The organism is Variovorax sp. P5_A3 (assembly GCF_056400665.1).
On the sequence record NZ_JBFUKW010000001.1, the window covers coordinates 81,908 to 98,760 of the forward strand.

A 16,853-nucleotide genomic window follows, 5' to 3' on the forward strand; every position below is an offset into this window, starting at 1 on the left:
CTGATCAGGACGACGACTGGCTTTGCGTTTGCGTTTGCGAGGCTCTGGCGCCGCGGTCCGCTTCGAGGATCCAGGTGTCCTTGGTGCCGCCGCCCTGCGACGAGTTGACGACCAGCGAACCTTCCTTGAGCGCGACACGTGTGAGGCCGCCCGGCACCATCTGCACTTCCTTGCCCGACAGCACGAAGGGCCGCAGGTCGATGTGGCGCGGCGCGATGCCGGCATCCACGAAGGTCGGCGAGGTGGAAAGGCTCAGCGTCGGCTGCGCGATGTAGCCGTCGGGCTTGGCGATCACGGCCTTCTTGAAGTCCTCGATCTCGGCCTGCGTCGCGGCCGGGCCGATGAGCATGCCGTAGCCGCCTGCGCCGTGCACTTCCTTGACGACCAGGTCCTTCATGTTGGCGAGCGTGTAGTCGAGCTCGTCCTTGTTGCGGCACATGTAGGTGGGCACGTTCTTGAGGATGGGCTTCTCGCCGAGGTAGAACTCGACCATCTTCGGCACGTAGGGGTAGATCGACTTGTCGTCCGCGACGCCGGTGCCGACGGCATTGCAGATGACGACGTTGCCCTCGCGGTAGGCGCGCATCAGGCCTGCGGTGCCCAGCGTGGAGGTCGGGCGGAAGACTTCGGGGTCGAGGAAGTCGTCGTCGACGCGGCGGTAGATGACGTCCACGCGCTTGGGTCCGCGGGTGGTGCGCATGTAGAGGAAGTCGTCCTTGACGAAGAGGTCCTGCCCTTCGACCAGTTCCACGCCCATCTGCTGCGCGAGGAAGGCGTGCTCGAAGTAGGCGCTGTTGTACATGCCGGGGGTGAGCACGACCACGGTGGGCTCGGCGGTGGCCGGCGGCGCGGACGCGCGCAGGGTTTCGAGCAGCAGGTCGGGGTAGTGCGCAACGGGCGCGATGCGGTTCTGGCTGAACAGTTCGGGAAAGAGCCGCATCATCATCTTGCGGTTTTCCAGCATGTAGCTCACGCCACTGGGCACCCGCAAGTTGTCTTCGAGCACGTAGTACTCGCCGTTGCCGTCGGCATCGGGGGCGCGGACGATGTCGATGCCGGAGATGTGCGAGTAGATGTCGTTGGGCACCTTCACGCCGACCATTTCGGGCCGGTATTGGGCGTTGTTCAGGATCTGCTCGGCCGGGATGACGCCGGCCTTGATGATTTCCTGGTCGTGGTAGACGTCATGGATGAAGCGGTTGAGCGCCGTCACGCGCTGGACCAGGCCTTTTTCCATGGAGGCCCATTCGTGGGCCGGGATGATGCGCGGCAGCAGGTCGAAGGGAATCAGGCGCTCGGTGCCCGACCCGTCCTCGTCCTTCGCGCCGTAGACGGCAAAGGTGATCCCGACCCGGCGGAAGATCATCTCCGCCTCCTCGCGCCGCGATCGCATCACCTCGCCGGGTTGCTTCGCAAGCCATTGGTCGTAGCGTTTGTAGTGGCTCCGGACCGCTGCGCCGTTGTAGGGCAGCTGCTCATACATCTCATCGAATTTGTGCATGGGACGACCAATCTCCTTGGGCATAGCTTAGCAAGTTCAAGGCCAAACACCGTCGTGATCTTGCCTCATGTCGTGGCGCCAGTAGCGGCGCGACTGCTCACGCAGGCATCCGACCGAGCCCGGGGACGTGCTGGACCACGATGCCGCGCCGCAGTGCGGGCTGTCGACCAGCACGATGCCGCGGTCGAGGTAGCGCTCGACCACTTCCTGCGCGGGATGCCCGAATCGGTTGCGATAGCCGGCCTGGACCAGCGCGACTTTGGGCCGGACGGCGTCGAGCAGTCGTTCAGTCGATGAAGTCTTGCTTCCGTGGTGAGGCACGAGGAGCAGGTCGGCGCGCAGATCGGGCGTGCGCGAGACGAGCGCGGCCTCCTGCAGGCGCTCGATGTCGCCGGCCAGGATGGCTGTCGCGCGGCCGCTGGCGATGCGAAGCACGCAGGAGATGGCATTGGGTTTGGTGAAAGCCCGATAGTCGGACGCCCCGGGATAGAGGACTTCGAACTCCACGCCATCCCAGGCCCAGCGCTGGCCCGACTCGCAGCGCCTGGCCGGGCGCAGCGCCTGCAGCGGATGCTCGGGCTCGATCGAACTCAGCAGCTCCGCCTGCGGTTGCGCGCGGAGCACCGCGGTCGCCCCGCCAGTGTGGTCGCTGTCCCGATGGCTCAGCACCACCGTGTCGAGCCGGTCGCCGAAGGCGCGCATCAGGGGCACGAGGACGCGGTCGCCGGCATCGCTTTCCAGGCTGTAGCGAGGCCCTGCGTCATAGAGCAGGCTGTGGCCGGCCGTGCGCACCAAGACGGCGTTGCCCTGCCCGATATCGGCCGCCAGAAGCTCGAATTCGCCCACAGCCGGACGCGGCGCTTGCCAGAGCAGCACCGGCAGGAGCAGCGGCAGCCCCAGCAAGCGCATCGACCATGGCAGGCGCATGGCGAGCAACATGCCCCCCGCTACGCCGGCCGCCGCCATCCAAAGCGGCGGCGCGGGCATCGACACCGTGGCGAAAGGCAGGCTGGCGAGCCATTGCAGCCCCCATGACAGCACCTGCACAGCCCAGCCCGCCGCGTCCCACAGCGGTGGCAGCAGGACGCCCAGCATGGCGAGCGGCGTGACGACCAGCGTGACCCAGGGAATCGCCACCGCGTTCGCCAGCAGGCCGACGACCGAAACCTGCTGGAACAGCAGGAGCGTGAGCGGCGTCAGCGCCAGCGTGACCACCCATTGCTCGCGCCAGATGCGGGCCAGGCGGCGTCCGATGCCGGGACGATCGCCCTGGGGCGATTCGGCATTGGCCGCGAACAGCACGCCGACCGCCACGAAGCTCAACCAGAAGCCGGGCTGCATCAGGGCCCACGGATCGAGCGCCACCACGACCGCGCAGGCGCAAAGCCAGACGAAGGGCCAGGGCCAGCGTCGCCCCGTCAGGCGCAGCAGGCCGACGACGGCCAGCATCCAGACCGTGCGCTGCGAAGGCACACCCCAGCCGCTGAAGACGGCGTACAGCGTCGCGAGCAGCACGCCGCCGACCAGACCCGCATGCTGCGCCGGCCAGCGCAGCATCAGGCGACCGCTGCGACGCCACAGCGCGTCGACCACCAGCGCGGCGAGCCACGCGAACATCGTGATGTGGAGGCCCGAGATCGCCATCAGGTGGGCAACGCCGGTCGCACGGAAGACGTCCCAGTCGTTGCGATCGATCGCGTTCTGGTCGCCGGTGACCAGCGCGGCGATGACGCCCGACAGGCGAGGGTCGGCCACTCTTTCGACAACTGCGTCGCGCACGGACTCCCGCATTCGCTCGACCGGGTGGCGCCAGGTCACGGCAAGGCGCTCGGGGCGGGGATCGCTGGCGCCGTTGCGCACGTAGCCGGTCGCATGCACGCCCTGCTCCCACAGGCGCAGTTCGTGGTCGAAGCCATGCGGATTGAGGTTGCCGTGCGGCACCTTGAGCTGCACCGTGAAACGCCAGCGTTCGCCCGCGTGCACCGGGCCGGGCGTGTCGACCGTGTCGCCTCGACCCCACAGTCCGGAACCCTCGGCATACCAGGCCAGCGACAAGCGCCGGGGTACATCCGGGAGCTCGGCAGACTCGACATCGAACGCGAAGCGGATCGAGCCCTCGCCGCGCTGGGGCATTTGCGCGACCACGCCGACCACCTGCACGTCCCGCCCTTCGAGCGCGGGCGGCAACGCGCCGTCGGCGTAGACCGCGGCTCGCCAGCCTGCCAGCCCGGCACCGCCCATGGCACCAAGGAGCAGCGCCATCAGCAAGACGCCTCGAACCGTGCCTCGAACCGCGTGCAGGGCCAGCCAACCGGCCAGCGCACCGGCCATGAGGCCCGCGTAACCCGCCCAGCGCCAGAGCGCCGGCTGCTGCAACTGCAGCACGGCACCGAGCACCGAGCCAGCCATGGCGGCGAAAACGACCAGGCCGAGCGATTCCCTGCCCGGCTTCACGAGACAACTCCCAACCTCATGCTGCAACCTCTCCTTTAGCACTGCTCTGTGGCGCGCTAATTGCTTTGTATGTCGGCTAGTATGCGTCTCACCCGAGGCACGCTCGACGCACTGAAAAACAATGTCCATTCACGCCGCGCTCCACCACGTCACTCACTACAAGTACGACCGTCCGGTGCAACTTGGGCCTCAGGTGATCCGCCTGCGTCCTGCGCCGCATTGCCGAAGTAACGTGATCTCGTATTCGCTGCGCGTCGAGCCCGAGCAGCACTTCATCAACTGGCAGCAGGACCCGTTCGCGAACTACCTCGCGCGGCTGGTGTTCCCCGAGAAAACGCGGGAATTCAAGGTCACGGTCGACCTCGTGGTCGAGATGGCGGTCTACAACCCCTTCGACTTCTTCCTGGAGCCGCAGGCCGAGAACTTCCCTTTCAAGTACACCGAAGCGCAGGCGACGGAACTCGCGCCCTACCTCGTGGCGGATGAAGCCACGCCGCTGGTGAAGGCCTACCTGGAAAAGGTCGACCGCAAGGTGCAGCGAACCATCGACTTCCTGGTCGGCATCAACCAGCAGGTGCAGAAGGACGTCAACTACCTGATCCGCATGGAGCCCGGCGTGCAGACGCCGGAAGAGACGCTCACCAACGGCTCCGGTTCGTGCCGCGACTCCGGCTGGCTGCTGGTGCAACTGCTGCGCCACTGCGGCCTGGCCGCGCGCTTCGTCTCGGGCTACCTGATCCAGCTCACGCCCGACGTGAAGGCGCTCGACGGCCCTAGCGGGACCACCGTGGATTTCACCGACCTGCACGCCTGGTGCGAGGTCTACCTGCCCGGCGCGGGCTGGATCGGGCTCGACGCCACCTCCGGCCTGCTGGCCGGCGAAGGCCACATCCCGCTGGCCTGCACGCCGACGCCGTCGAGCGCCGCACCGATCGAAGGCGTGGTCGACGATGCCGAAGTCGAGTTCGGCCACGAGATGAAGGTCACGCGCATCCATGAATCGCCGCGCGTCACCAAGCCCTACACCGAGGAACAATGGGCCGAGGTGCTGGCACTGGGCGAGGCGGTCGACAAGCGCCTGAAGGCCGGCGATGTGCGCCTCACCATGGGCGGCGAGCCGACCTACGTCGCCACCAGCGACCGCGATGCGCCCGAATGGAACACCGACGCGCTCGGCCCCACCAAGCGTGGCTACGCGACCGAACTCGTCCACAAACTGCGCGCCGAATACGGCAAGGGCGGCTTCCTGCACTTCGGGCAGGGCAAGTGGTATCCGGGCGAGCAATTGCCGCGCTGGGCCTTGTCGATCTTCTGGCGCGCCGATGGCGAAACGCTCTGGCACAACCCCGAGCTCTTCGCGGACGAACGCCATCCGACCCACTACACGAGCGAGGATGCCCGGCGCTTCACCACCGTGCTGGCACACCGGCTCGGCCTGACCGAGCGCTACATCCAGCCCGGCTACGAGGACGTCTACTACTACCTGTGGCGCGAGCGCCGGCTGCCGGTCAACGTCGACCCTTTCGAGTCGAAGCTCGACGACGAGATGGAGCGCGTGCGCCTGCGTCGCGTGTTCACGCAGAAGCTCGACGCCGTGATCGGCTACATGCTGCCGATCGAGGCCTCGAATGCCGATGCCGACGCGCCCGCGCTGGCAGGTCCCGGCTGGAAGACCGGCCCCTGGTTCCTGCGCGACGACCGCATGTACCTGATTCCGGGTGATTCGCCGATGGGCTATCGCCTGCCGCTCGATTCGCAGCCGTGGGCCAGCAAGGGCGACTATCCCTATCTCGTCGAGCGCGACCCGACCGCGCCGCGCGGTGCCCTGCCGACCGGCGCGGACTTCCGTGCGCGCTACGCCGGCGCGCCGGTGGGGCCACAGCCCGATCGAAGTGCCGTGCCCTATGCCTTCGGCACGCCGCCGGTGACGCTCGCATCGGTGCGCCTGCAGACGCCGGGCAGCGGCGACGGCGGTGAGGCGGCGGACTCCCGGGTCGATCCCACCACGCCCCGGATGCCGCGTCGCGGCGAGTCGGCCTACTGGGTCACGCGCACCGCACTGTGCGTCGAAGTGCGCGATCCGCGCCGCGCCAATGGCCCGGCAGCCGAGAAGCTCGGCAGTTCCTCGGGCGTGCTCTACGTCTTCATGCCGCCGCTCGCCCGGCTGGAGGACTACCTCGACCTCGTCGCCGCGGTCGAGGCCACGGCCGACCAACTCGGCGTGAAGATCGTCATGGAAGGCTACCCGCCGCCGCGCGATCCGCGACTGAAGATGCTGCAGGTCACGCCGGACCCGGGCGTGATCGAGGTCAACATCCACCCGGCGCACAGCTGGCGCGAACTGGTCGACCACACCGAGTTCCTCTACAACGCCGCGTTCGAGACGCGCCTGTCGGCCGAGAAGTTCATGACCGACGGCCGCCACACCGGCACCGGCGGCGGCAACCACTTCGTGATGGGCGGCGCGGTGCCGACCGACAGCCCCTTCCTGCGCCGACCGGAGTTGCTCGCGAGCCTGCTGCTCTACTGGCACAACCATCCGTCGCTGAGCTACCTGTTCTCGGGCATGTTCATCGGCCCGACCAGCCAGGCACCCCGGGTCGACGAGGCACGCAACGACCAGGTCTACGAGCTGGAGATCGCGCTCAAGGAGATCGCACGCAACCGCGAGATCTATGGCCAGAACATGCCGGCCTGGCTGGTGGACCGCACGTTGCGCAACATCCTGGTCGACGTCACCGGCAACACGCACCGCAGCGAGTTCTGTATCGACAAGCTCTACTCGCCCGACTCCAGCACCGGGCGACTGGGCCTGCTGGAGCTGCGCGCCTTCGAGATGCCGCCGCACGCGCGCATGAGCATCGCGCAGCAACTGCTGCTGCGCGCCTTCATCGCCCGCTTCTGGGACGAGCCCTACAAGGCGCCCGCGACGCGGTGGGGCACGGAGCTGCACGACCGCTTCCTGCTGCCGACCTTCGTCCATATGGACTTCGACGACGTCATCAGCGAGATGCGGCAGGCCGGCTTCGCCTTCGACCCGAACTGGTTCGCGCCGCACTTCGAGTTCCGCTTCCCGCTGGTCGGGCAGGTGCAGGCGATGGGCATCGAGCTGTCGCTGCGCAACGCACTCGAACCCTGGCACGTGATGGGCGAGGAAGGCTCGGCGGGCGGCACGGTGCGGTATGTCGATTCGTCGCTGGAACGCATCGAGGTGCGGGTCACCGGCCTGAACGAAAGCCGGCACGTCATCACCGTGAACGGCAAGGTGCTTCCGCTGCAGCCTACCGGCACGGTCGGCGAGTTTGTGGCGGGTGTGCGCTACAAGGCCTGGAATCCGCCCTCGGCGTTGCATCCGAGCATTGGCGCGCACGCGCCGCTGACCTTCGACATCGTCGACACCTGGATGAAGCGCTCGCTGGGCGGCTGCCAGTACTTCGTCGCCCATCCGGGCGGACGCAACTACGACACCTTCCCCGTGAACGCCTACGAGGCGGAGAGCCGGCGCCACTCGCGCTTCACGCGCATGGGGCATACGCCGGGCCTGATGAGCACGCCGCCGGCGACCATCGAACTGGCGGGAAGCCGCGAGTTCCCGTTCACCCTGGATCTGCGACGCTGACGAGCCCCGCCAAGTTGGGGAATACCGCGGAACCGGCTTTGCCGGGCCGCCGGTATTGCCCCCGGCCGGGGGTTGGCGCAGCGACACGAAGTGCGCGAAGCCTGGGGGCGAGTCTTACTGTGGTGTGACAATGAACGCACCGTGGACCCAATGAACGAATCCCTCTTCGACGCACAAGCACTGGAAGCGCCCGCAGCGCTCGCCTCCGCCCTCGCTCCCCCGGCGGCGCCGGGGCACTTCGACGAACTGCGTGGCGCGGCCACTCCCCAGAGCGCCTCGCGCCACGGAGCGCCGTCGCAGCCCGCGCCGCTTTATGACGCTTCCTCCGTGCCACCGTCGGCACCCGTGGCCGAGCAGGGCGACGAAGCCCTGCGTGAGCACGCGCCTCTCTCTTCTTCCTGGGCTGGCTTCTTCGAACACCTCGGCCCTGGCGGCTTCGATGACCTGCCGCGCCGCGCGATCAGCCTGGAGCGGCAGATCCGCGACAACGGCGTCACCTACAACGTCTACGCCGATGCCGACGGTCCGCAGCGGCCCTGGTCGCTCGACCTGTTCCCGCTGATCGTCTCGCCCGAGAGCTGGGCGCAGGTCGAGGCCGGCGTGCAGCAGCGCGTGCGCGTGCTCGACCGCGTGATGGCCGACGTCTACGGCCCGCAGCAGCTCCTGGCCGCAGGGCTGCTGCCGCCGGCCCTGGTGCAGGGCCATCCGGGTTACCTGCGCGCGATGCATGGCGTGCGACCGCCGGGGGACACCTGGCTGCATATCGCGGCCTTCGACCTCGCGCGTGGACCTGATGGCAACTGGTGGGTGGTGTCGCAGCGCACGCAGGCGCCGTCGGGGCTGGGCTATCTGCTCGAAAACCGGCTCGCCATTGCGCGCCAGTTTCCGCAGGCCTTCGAGAACCTGCATGTGCAGCGCCTCGCGGCCACCTACAACGCGATGATGGAAGGGCTGCAGAACCTCTGCCCGGCCGGGCAGCCGCCGCACATCGCGCTGCTCACGCCCGGCCCTTACAACGAGACTTACTTCGAGCACGCGTATCTCTCGCGCTACCTCGGCATCACGCTGGTCGAGGGCAACGACCTCACGGTGCGCGACCAGCGGCTCTACCTCAAGACGCTGCAGGGCCTGCGGCCGGTGCACGGCCTCATCAAGCGACTGGACGACCAGTACCTCGACCCGCTGGAGCTTCGCCCCGATTCGACGCTCGGCGTGCCGGGCCTGCTGCAGGCAATTCGCGCCGGCAATGTGCTGGTGGCGAACATGCCCGGCTCGGCCTTTCTCGAATCGCCGGCCCTGCTCGGCTTCCTGCCTGCGCTGGCGCGGCATCTCATCGGCGAGAAGCTGCAATTGCCTGCGCTGCCCACCTGGTGGTGCGGCGAGCGCGCCGCCATGGAAGCGGTGCTGCCGCAACTGGCCGAGTGCGCGATCAAGTCCACCTACCCCGGCGACGACTCGCACACCAGTTTCGACGCCGTGCTGGGTCATCACATGGGTCGGCGTGAACTCGACGAATGGGCCGGCCGCATCGTGCGCCAGGGCGACGAGCACACGGTGCAGAGTTATCTGCCGCTGTCGCAAATGCCGACCTGGACGCAGGACGTCGGGCGCGGCCACATCGCGCCGCGTTCGGTGCTGATGCGTGTGTTCGCGGTCATCGACGGACCGCGTTCGTGGCGCGTGCTGCCGGGCGGCCTCGCGCGCCTGGCCGGGCCCGATGCGCAGATCGCCTCGATGCAGCGCGGCGGCAGCAGCGCGGATGTCTGGGTGCAGACGCTCGGCGAGGTCGACCGCACCACACTGCTGCAACCGCATGCGACGCCGGCCTCCCTGGCGCGGCATCGCGCACCGGTCACCAGCCGCGCGGCCGAGAACATGTTCTGGCTGGGCCGCTATACCGAGCGCGCGGAGAACGCCGTGCGTCTGGCGCGCCTCACCATCGACCTGCTGGGCGGCGAGGATCCCTCCTCCCGCGCATTGCTGGTCTGGCTGCATCGGCTGGCGCTTCGCAACGCGCTGGTGTCGCCCGAAGTGCCGAGCCTGCCGAAGTCGCGCCGTGTGTTCGAGCGCGCGCTGATCGCGGAGCTGGGTGACGTCGACAAGGGTGGCAGCGTGGGCTACACCCTGCGGTGCGTGCGGCAGACGGCCGCCGCGGTGCGCGAGCGGCTGTCGCAGGATCACTGGAACCAGATCGTGCGGGCCGAGACCGACTTCCTGCGCCGCAGCGCCGAACAGGCGAGCGAAAAAGGCGAAGGCGGCTACGTCACCAGTGCGGCGCTGCGCCTGCTCGAGTCCGCCAGCACTGCGCTGGCCGCGATGACCGGCGCCCAGACCGACCGCATGACGCGCGACGATGCGTGGCGGCTGTTGTCGATCGGCCGCCACATCGAGCGACTGGGCTTCCTCTCCAGCGCCCTGGCTGCCGGCTTCGAGCATGGCTCGGTGCACGAGGTGAGCGGCTTCGAGGCGATGGTGGCGCTGTTCGACAGCACCATCACCTTCCATGCGCGCTACCAGCAGCGCCGTGACGTCGCAACGCTGGTCGACCTGCTGGTGCTCGACGGCGACAACCCGCGCTCGCTGGCCTGGGTGACGCAGACGCTGCGCAAGCGCATCGCGCGACTCGCCGGCAGCGCACCGGACAAGCTGACCGCGCTCTCCTACGAGTTGCCCGATCCGGACACATGGACGCTGGAACACCTGTGCGTGGCCGGGCCAGACGCGCAGTATCCTGCGCTGGTGCACTTGTTCGACGCCTGCGAAACGGCCGCGTACCATGTGTCGGATGCGATCGGAACACGCTACTTCACGCTGACGTCCGAATCCGTACGCTCGGTTGGAATCTGACCATGCTCCTCCACGTCACGCATTCCACGCGCTATGACTACACGCCGCCCGTCGAGACGGCGCAGCACCTTGCGCACCTGAAGCCGATGGACACGCTGTCGCAGCGCCTGGTGAGCCACGCGCTGACGATCAACCCGCCGCCCGCGCAACGCAACGAGTCGCCGGACGTCTACGGCAACACGCGTGCCTTCTTCGCGCTCGAATCGACGCACGAGGAACTCGTCGTCACGGCGGAAAGCGTGGTCGACACTTCCTTGCCCGCACTGTCGCCCGCCGTGGCGCGCGATCTGCCTTGGGAAGAGGTGCGGGAGCGCTTCCGCTACATCAAGGATTCGGGCTACGACGCGGCTTCGGACTTTGTGTTTCCGTCGCGCTATGTGCCGCGCCATGACGACTTCGCCGCTTACGCGCGGCCCAGCTTTGCGGCCGGCCGGCCAACGTTCGACGTGGCGATGGATCTGACGATGCGGATGTACCGCGACTTCGAGTACGACTCCGAGAGCACGGAGATCAGCACGCCGGCCATCGAGGCCCTGGCCCAGCGCCGTGGCGTGTGCCAGGACTTCGCGCACATCATGATCGCGTGCCTTCGAACGATGGGCCTGCCGGCGCGCTACGTGAGCGGCTATCTGCTGACGCAGCCGCCACCGGGACGACCGCGACTGATCGGCGCGGACGCTTCGCACGCGTGGGTGTCGGTCTACCTGCCGGGTGTCGAAGGGCCCGGTGCGTGGGCCGACTTCGACCCGACCAATGGACGCCAGCCCGGCGAGGACTATGTGACGCTTGCGATCGGGCGTGACTACTCCGATGTTTCGCCGATGCGCGGCGTGTTGCACGGCGGGGCGCGCCACACGTTGGCTGTCAGCGTGACGGTGCGGCCGCTGGAGGAACTTCGCGAGGAAGCGGCGCGCATCGCAGAATCACACGCGCAATCGCAATCGCAATCCCAAACACAGAACAAGGAGTCTTCATGAGCGTCTACGACAAGCTTTCCAGCCTCGGCATCACCCTGCCGCCCGTTTCCGCCCCTGCGGCCGCGTATGTGCCTTTCGTGCAGACGGGCAAGCTGGTGTTCCTGTCCGGCCACATCGCGAGGAAGGATGGCAAGCCCTGGGTCGGCCAGCTCGGCGCGACGCTGACGACGGACGAAGGCAGGCAGGCGGCTCGCGCGATCGCGATCGACCTGCTCGGCACGCTGCATGCGGCCATCGGTGACCTGAACAAGGTGAAGCGCATCGTCAAGCTGATGAGCCTGGTCAATTCGGTCGGCACTTTCACCGAACAGCATCTGGTGACCAACGGTGCGAGCGAATTGATGGCGGAGGTTTTCGGCAGCGAAAAGGGTGCGCACGCGCGCAGCGCCTTCGGCGTGGCACAGGTCCCGATGGGCGCCTGCGTCGAGATCGAACTCATCGCGGAAATCGAATAGGGTCCACGCCCTTTGGACGACACCGATCGTCACCTGCTGAGCCTGCTCCAGGCGAACGCGCGGGAGTCCGCAGCGTTGCTGGCGCGCAAGCTCGGTGTTGCACGCACGACGATCGTTGCACGTATCGCGCGTCTTGAACGAGACGGTGTGATTTCCGGCTACGGCGTGCGACTCGGCAAGCGTCTCGAACAAGCTGCAGTGCGTGCCTATTGCGGGCTGAGCGTCGCGCCGAAGATGGGCGCGGCCGTGGTCCGTGCGCTGGAACGGGTGCCCGAGGTCGAGGAGTTGTCTGCGGTCAGCGGGCAATTCGACTACATGGTGTTCCTGCGCTGCGAGACCAATGAACAGCTGGATGCCTTGCTCGACAGGATCGGGCTGATCGAAGGGATTCAGCAGACGCATACCTCTGTTGTGCTCAGTCGCAAGGTGGATCGTCGCAGTGCTGTTCATGCGCCTGAGTGAGGCGCTGAAGGGTTCGTTCTCGCTGGTGGCAGCGCCCGGTAGGCGGTGCGGGCCGGTCGACCCCGCTACGCCGGCCCTTCGGGCTCCCTTCCGGTGCTCGCTTCAGGCGGGGTCCGCGCGTGTTTGAGCGAAGCGAGTTTGCGCGGACCCCGCGTACCGCGAGCAGCGCAGGGAAGCCGCGAAGCGGCCGGTGACGTCGGCCGGCACAGGGCACACCGCCCGACGACGCCCGCCCACACCCGACATGCCGTTGACATCAGAATGCGACTACACGATCCCGCGCGCCCATGCGTTAAGGTGTCCCGCAACTTTCCAACACGAAAGCACCCATGGCCACTACATCCCCCGCAGCGGCGCCCGTCCGGAAGCATTTCTCGATGATCCGAGGTTTCCACCTGGCCGATGTGTTCACCCTGGGCAATGCGGCCTGCGGCGTTGGCGCCGTCTTTCTCGCGATGGCATACGTTGGCAGCAAGTCACTCACGCACTTCTTCTGGGCCGCCGCACTGGCACCCGCAGCCTTTATCTTCGACGTGTTCGACGGCCGCATCGCCCGCTGGCGCCAGACCCATTCGGCGCTCGGGCGCGAGCTCGACTCGCTGGCCGACGTCATCTCCTTCGGCGTGATGCCGGCTTCGCTCGCCTTCGCGGCAGGACTCAACGGCGGCTGGGATTGCGTGGTGCTCATCTACTTCGTCTGCTGCGGCGTGAGCCGGCTTGCGCGCTACAACGTGACGGCCGAAGCGCTCTCCGAAGGTGCCGACAAGGTCAAGTATTTCGAGGGCACGCCCATCCCGACCAGCGTAGTGCTGGTGGGCATCCTCGCCCTCGCCGCATGGCAAGGCCGCATCGGTGATGCCATCTGGGGCGGCGCATGGTCGCTCGGGCCGTGGGTGCTTCATCCGCTGTCCCTGCTCTTCGCGCTGTCGGGCACGCTGATGATCAGCAAGACCCTGCGCATTCCCAAGCTGTAGGCTTGCCGTGCCAAGCTCTGCCTAGAATGGCCGCTGGTCATCGTCGACTCGGGCCGTTCATGATCTCATCGCGCGTACTCGTTGCCTTCCTCCTCGGTCTGGTGATCTCCGGCTGTGCCAGCTTGCCCGGGCATGTCGAGCGCACGGAATCCACCGCCGTCACGAACACCGCCGACACCCGCCTGGGCCAGGCGCTCCGGCCACTCACCGCGGCCCATCCCGGCAAGTCGGGCATTCACGCGCTCTCGGTCGCCGAAGATGCCTTCGCAGCCCGGATCGTGCTCACGCAGTACGCCGATCGAAGCCTCGACCTGCAGTACTACATCTGGCACGGCGACACGACCGGACAACTGCTGTGGGAAGCCATCTGGAAAGCCGCGGAGCGCGGCGTGCGCGTGCGCCTGCTGCTCGACGATGCGAACACCGGAGGGCTCGACCCCACATTGGCGGCGCTGGACGCTCACCCCAACATCGAGATCCGGCTCTTCAATCCTTTCCCTAGTCGCGGCTTCCGGGCCGGTGACTTCATCACGGATTTCTCTCGCGTCAACCGGCGCATGCACAACAAGTCCTTCACTGCGGACAACCAGATATCGATCGTGGGCGGACGCAACATCGGCGACGAGTACTTCGGCGCCAACATGGAAGTCGGCTTCCAGGATCTCGACGTGATGGCGGTCGGACCGGTCGTGCAGGAAGTCTCGACCGAATTCGATCTGTTCTGGAACAGCGCATCCGCCTATCCTGCCGCCAGCTTGCTGTCCCCCGCGGAGGCCGATGGCGCAGCACAACTGCGCGCGAAGTGGGACCAGGTCCGCCAGGATCCGGAAGCGAAGCGCTACGTCGATGCGGTGCGCCAGACTCCCCTGCTACGGCAGTTGGCCGACAAGCAAATCGACTACGAATGGACCACTGCGCGCGTGATCCACGACGACCCGGCCAAGGTGCTCGACCGGTCCGATCGCAAGGACCTGCAGATGATGCCCCTTCTTGTGGAAGCTTTCGGCAAGCCGCAGAACGAGCTCGACCTGGTGTCACCCTACTTCGTGCCCGGCCAGGGCGGCACGAAGTCCCTGACCACGATGGCGCAGAACGGCATCAAGGTCCGCGTGCTCACCAATTCGATGTCGGCGACCGATGTCAGCCCGGTCCATGCGGGCTACTCCAAGTACCGCAAGGAACTGCTGCAGTCCGGCGTCACGCTCTACGAGTTGAAGCCGGGCATCGGCGTGCCGCCACCCGACAAGGACGACGGCAGACCCAAGGGGCTTCCCGGAAGCGGAAGCCGGTCGAGTTCCGCCGCGAGCCTGCATGCGAAGACCTTCGCGGTGGATCGCAACCGGATCTTCGTCGGCTCGTACAACCTGGACCCACGCTCGGCGCACCTCAATACGGAAATGGGCGTGATCGTCGACAGCCCTGCGCTGGCGGGCCGTCTCGCGGAGCAGCTCGACACGGCGATCCCCAAGGCGGCCTACGAGGTCCGGCTCAAGCCGGATGGACGCATGGAGTGGATCGACCGCACGCCGCAAGGCGAGACCGTCTACACCACCGAACCCGGCGCGGGCGCGCTCAAGCGTGGCTGGATCAACTTCCTGGAGATCCTGCCCATCGAATGGATGCTGTAGAACCAATGAACGAAGGCCTCAGACAACTCGCCAGGCTGGCGGCCGCGGAGCCGCTGGCACCTGCTTGCGACCACTTCTATTTCCTGCGCCACGGACAGACCGAGTGCAATGCGCGCCGCATCTTCCAGGCGACGGACGAGCCGTTGAGCGCACTGGGACTGCAGCAGGCCGCCCGCGCCGCCGAGCTGCTGGCCGGCGAACCGATCCGCAGCATCGTGAGCAGCAACGTGCATCGCGCGCTGACCACGGCGCACGCCGTGTCGGCGCCGCATGGCATTTCGCCGGTGGTGTTCGACGGCCTGCGCGAGCGCAATTTTGGCGCGCTGATCGGCACTTCGTCGGCGAACATCGACTGGGCCTGCGAGCCCGAAGGCGGCGAGACGCTGCCCGAATTCGTCTCACGCAAGCGCGCGGCGCTCGAAAAGGCGCTTTCGCATCCCGCGCCTGTGCTGATCGTGGCGCACGGCGGATCGCTCTACGTGCTTGCCGCGTTGCTCGGCGTGCCGATCGACATGAGCGTGCTCGGCAATGCGCAACCCCTGCGCTTCGAACGCAGCGACCCTGCATGGCGCGTGAAGGCGCTCCTGCAAGCCGTGGACGGCGGAGCGGCCTTGGCCTGAACATATCGACCTCTGGATTTCATCGACATGGATTTCAAGGACTACTACAAGATTCTCGGCCTCGAACGCAGCGCCTCCGAAGACGAGGTGCGCAAGGCCTATCGCAAGCTGGCGCGCAAGTACCACCCGGACGTCAGCAAGGAGCCGGACGCCGAGACGCGCATGCGCGATGTCAACGAGGCGAACGACGTGCTGCGCGACAAGGAAAAGCGCGCTGCCTACGACCAGCTCGCCGATCACGTGGCACGCGGCGGGAGTCCGGACGGCGGATTCCAGCCGCCGCCTGGATGGGATGAGGGTTTCGAGTTCCATCGCGGCCCGAATCAGGGGCCGGCCGACCATGCGGACTTCAGCGAGTTCTTCTCGTCGCTGTTCGGCGCGGCGGAGCGGCGTGGCGCGGAGCGAAAGAACTACCGCGCGCGCGGCGAGGACCACCATGCCGCCATCGAGATCGCGCTGGAGGATGCCCTCAACGGCGCCGAACGCGAGATCACGTTGCGATCACAGGAGATCGACGCGCAGGGCCGGCCCGAGTGGAAGACGCGCACATTGAGCGTGAAGATCCCGCCCGGCGTGCATCCGGGGCAGTACATCCGGCTCGCAGGGCAAGGCATGCCGGGCCACGGCGGGGAGCCGGCCGGCGACCTCTACCTCGAAGTGCGGATCGCGCCGCACAAGCTCTATCGCATCGAGGATCGCGATCTCTACATGACGCTGCCGATCACGCCGACCGAAGGCGCGCTGGGCGCCAAGGTGCAGGTGCCGACGCCCACTGGCGGCGTGGTGGAAGTCACCGTGCCGCCCAACGCGCGCAACGGCCTCAAGCTGCGGCTCAAGGGGCGCGGCTTGCCGGGCAAGCCGCCGGGCAATCTCTATCTGCTGATCGAGATCGCACTGCCGCCGGCCGACACGGAGGCCGCGCGCAAGGCTTACGAACAACTGGCACAGGCGGTGCCCTTCGATCCGCGCCGCCATCTCGGAGTGTGATGACCATGGCCACTGTTACCGTCACGAGCACCACCTTGAGTGCCTCGCACCCGCTCGCCGCCCACGAACTCGCCCATGCCTGCGGGGCGGAGATCGAATGGGTGATTCAACTGGTCGAGGTGGGCATCATCGAGTCGCGCGCGCCCGCCGAGCGGCCGGACGACTGGCGCTTTCACAGCAGCGATCTGCAATGCGCGCTCGATGCGCGACGGCTGGAGCGCGACTTCGGCGTGGGGCTCGATGCCGCCGCGCTGATCCTGGATCTGGAACACGAGGTGCGACGCCTGAAGGCCGTCCTTCGCGCGCAGGGATTGGGCCGGGAGATCTGA

The 16,853-nt window shown here is 67.4% G+C and carries 12 protein-coding genes; 10 read left to right on the forward strand and 2 right to left on the reverse strand.

The window, feature by feature from the left end:
* Positions 1-4: 4 nt before the first annotated feature.
* Both AC1D3B_RS00315 and AC1D3B_RS00320 read right to left on the reverse strand, forming a co-directional pair.
* The gene (locus tag AC1D3B_RS00315; protein WP_478188673.1) at positions 5-1,501 is read right to left on the reverse strand and encodes a circularly permuted type 2 ATP-grasp protein; all 1,497 of its coding nucleotides are present in this window, start codon (positions 1,499-1,501) and stop codon (positions 5-7) included.
* A gap of 36 nt (positions 1,502-1,537) precedes the next feature.
* Positions 1,538-3,910: a DNA internalization-related competence protein ComEC/Rec2 gene (locus tag AC1D3B_RS00320; protein ID WP_478188988.1), complete on the reverse strand. Its 2,373-nt coding sequence runs from the start codon at positions 3,908-3,910 to the stop codon at positions 1,538-1,540.
* 166 nt (positions 3,911-4,076) lie between these two features.
* On the opposite strand from AC1D3B_RS00320, the gene AC1D3B_RS00325 reads away from it, so the two are divergent.
* From AC1D3B_RS00325 to AC1D3B_RS00370, 10 genes are all read left to right on the forward strand, one after another.
* On the forward strand, positions 4,077-7,574 hold the full coding sequence (locus AC1D3B_RS00325) for a transglutaminase family protein (RefSeq protein WP_478188674.1): 3,498 nt from the start codon (positions 4,077-4,079) through the stop codon (positions 7,572-7,574).
* A 150-nt stretch (positions 7,575-7,724) separates the two neighbouring features.
* A complete protein-coding gene (locus tag AC1D3B_RS00330) occupies positions 7,725-10,421 on the forward strand; it encodes a circularly permuted type 2 ATP-grasp protein (protein ID WP_478188675.1) in 2,697 nt (898 codons plus the stop codon).
* Between the two features lie 2 nt (positions 10,422-10,423).
* Positions 10,424-11,398, forward strand: a complete 975-nt coding sequence (locus AC1D3B_RS00335) for a transglutaminase family protein (RefSeq protein WP_478188676.1) — start codon at positions 10,424-10,426, stop codon at positions 11,396-11,398.
* The gene (locus tag AC1D3B_RS00340) at positions 11,395-11,853 is read left to right on the forward strand and encodes a RidA family protein (protein ID WP_478188677.1); all 459 of its coding nucleotides are present in this window, start codon (positions 11,395-11,397) and stop codon (positions 11,851-11,853) included. Before AC1D3B_RS00335 ends, AC1D3B_RS00340 begins: the two co-directional genes overlap by 4 nt.
* Positions 11,854-11,865: 12 nt before the next feature.
* On the forward strand, positions 11,866-12,315 hold the full coding sequence (locus tag AC1D3B_RS00345; protein WP_478188678.1) for an Lrp/AsnC family transcriptional regulator: 450 nt from the start codon (positions 11,866-11,868) through the stop codon (positions 12,313-12,315).
* A gap of 329 nt (positions 12,316-12,644) precedes the next feature.
* A complete protein-coding gene (locus tag AC1D3B_RS00350; protein WP_478188679.1) occupies positions 12,645-13,289 on the forward strand; it encodes a CDP-alcohol phosphatidyltransferase family protein in 645 nt (214 codons plus the stop codon).
* Positions 13,290-13,348: 59 nt separating this feature from the next.
* Positions 13,349-14,917 carry a phospholipase D family protein gene (locus AC1D3B_RS00355; protein WP_478188680.1) on the forward strand — a complete coding sequence of 523 codons (1,569 nt, stop codon included), beginning with the start codon at positions 13,349-13,351 and terminating at the stop codon, positions 14,915-14,917.
* A gap of 5 nt (positions 14,918-14,922) precedes the next feature.
* Positions 14,923-15,537 carry a histidine phosphatase family protein gene (locus tag AC1D3B_RS00360; RefSeq protein ID WP_478188681.1) on the forward strand — a complete coding sequence of 205 codons (615 nt, stop codon included), beginning with the start codon at positions 14,923-14,925 and terminating at the stop codon, positions 15,535-15,537.
* 27 nt (positions 15,538-15,564) lie between these two features.
* Positions 15,565-16,524 (forward strand): DnaJ C-terminal domain-containing protein, encoded by a 960-nt coding sequence (locus tag AC1D3B_RS00365; protein ID WP_478188682.1) that lies wholly within the window; start codon positions 15,565-15,567, stop codon positions 16,522-16,524.
* Positions 16,525-16,529: 5 nt separating this feature from the next.
* The gene (locus AC1D3B_RS00370) at positions 16,530-16,853 is read left to right on the forward strand and encodes a chaperone modulator CbpM (protein WP_478188683.1); all 324 of its coding nucleotides are present in this window, start codon (positions 16,530-16,532) and stop codon (positions 16,851-16,853) included.

Coding starts and splice junctions, on each gene's coding strand:
- AC1D3B_RS00355 (WP_478188680.1), top strand. CDS start 13,349: ATGATCTCATCGCGCGTACTCGTTGCCTTCCTCCTCGGTCTGGTGATC.
- AC1D3B_RS00365 (WP_478188682.1), top strand. CDS start 15,565: ATGGATTTCAAGGACTACTACAAGATTCTCGGCCTCGAACGCAGCGCC.
- AC1D3B_RS00340 (WP_478188677.1), top strand. CDS start 11,395: ATGAGCGTCTACGACAAGCTTTCCAGCCTCGGCATCACCCTGCCGCCC.
- AC1D3B_RS00360 (WP_478188681.1), top strand. CDS start 14,923: ATGAACGAAGGCCTCAGACAACTCGCCAGGCTGGCGGCCGCGGAGCCG.
- AC1D3B_RS00335 (WP_478188676.1), top strand. CDS start 10,424: ATGCTCCTCCACGTCACGCATTCCACGCGCTATGACTACACGCCGCCC.
- AC1D3B_RS00370 (WP_478188683.1), top strand. CDS start 16,530: ATGGCCACTGTTACCGTCACGAGCACCACCTTGAGTGCCTCGCACCCG.
- AC1D3B_RS00350 (WP_478188679.1), top strand. CDS start 12,645: ATGGCCACTACATCCCCCGCAGCGGCGCCCGTCCGGAAGCATTTCTCG.
- AC1D3B_RS00325 (WP_478188674.1), top strand. CDS start 4,077: ATGTCCATTCACGCCGCGCTCCACCACGTCACTCACTACAAGTACGAC.
- AC1D3B_RS00315 (WP_478188673.1), bottom strand. CDS start 1,501: ATGCACAAATTCGATGAGATGTATGAGCAGCTGCCCTACAACGGCGCA.
- AC1D3B_RS00330 (WP_478188675.1), top strand. CDS start 7,725: ATGAACGAATCCCTCTTCGACGCACAAGCACTGGAAGCGCCCGCAGCG.
- AC1D3B_RS00320 (WP_478188988.1), bottom strand. CDS start 3,910: ATGGCTGGCTCGGTGCTCGGTGCCGTGCTGCAGTTGCAGCAGCCGGCG.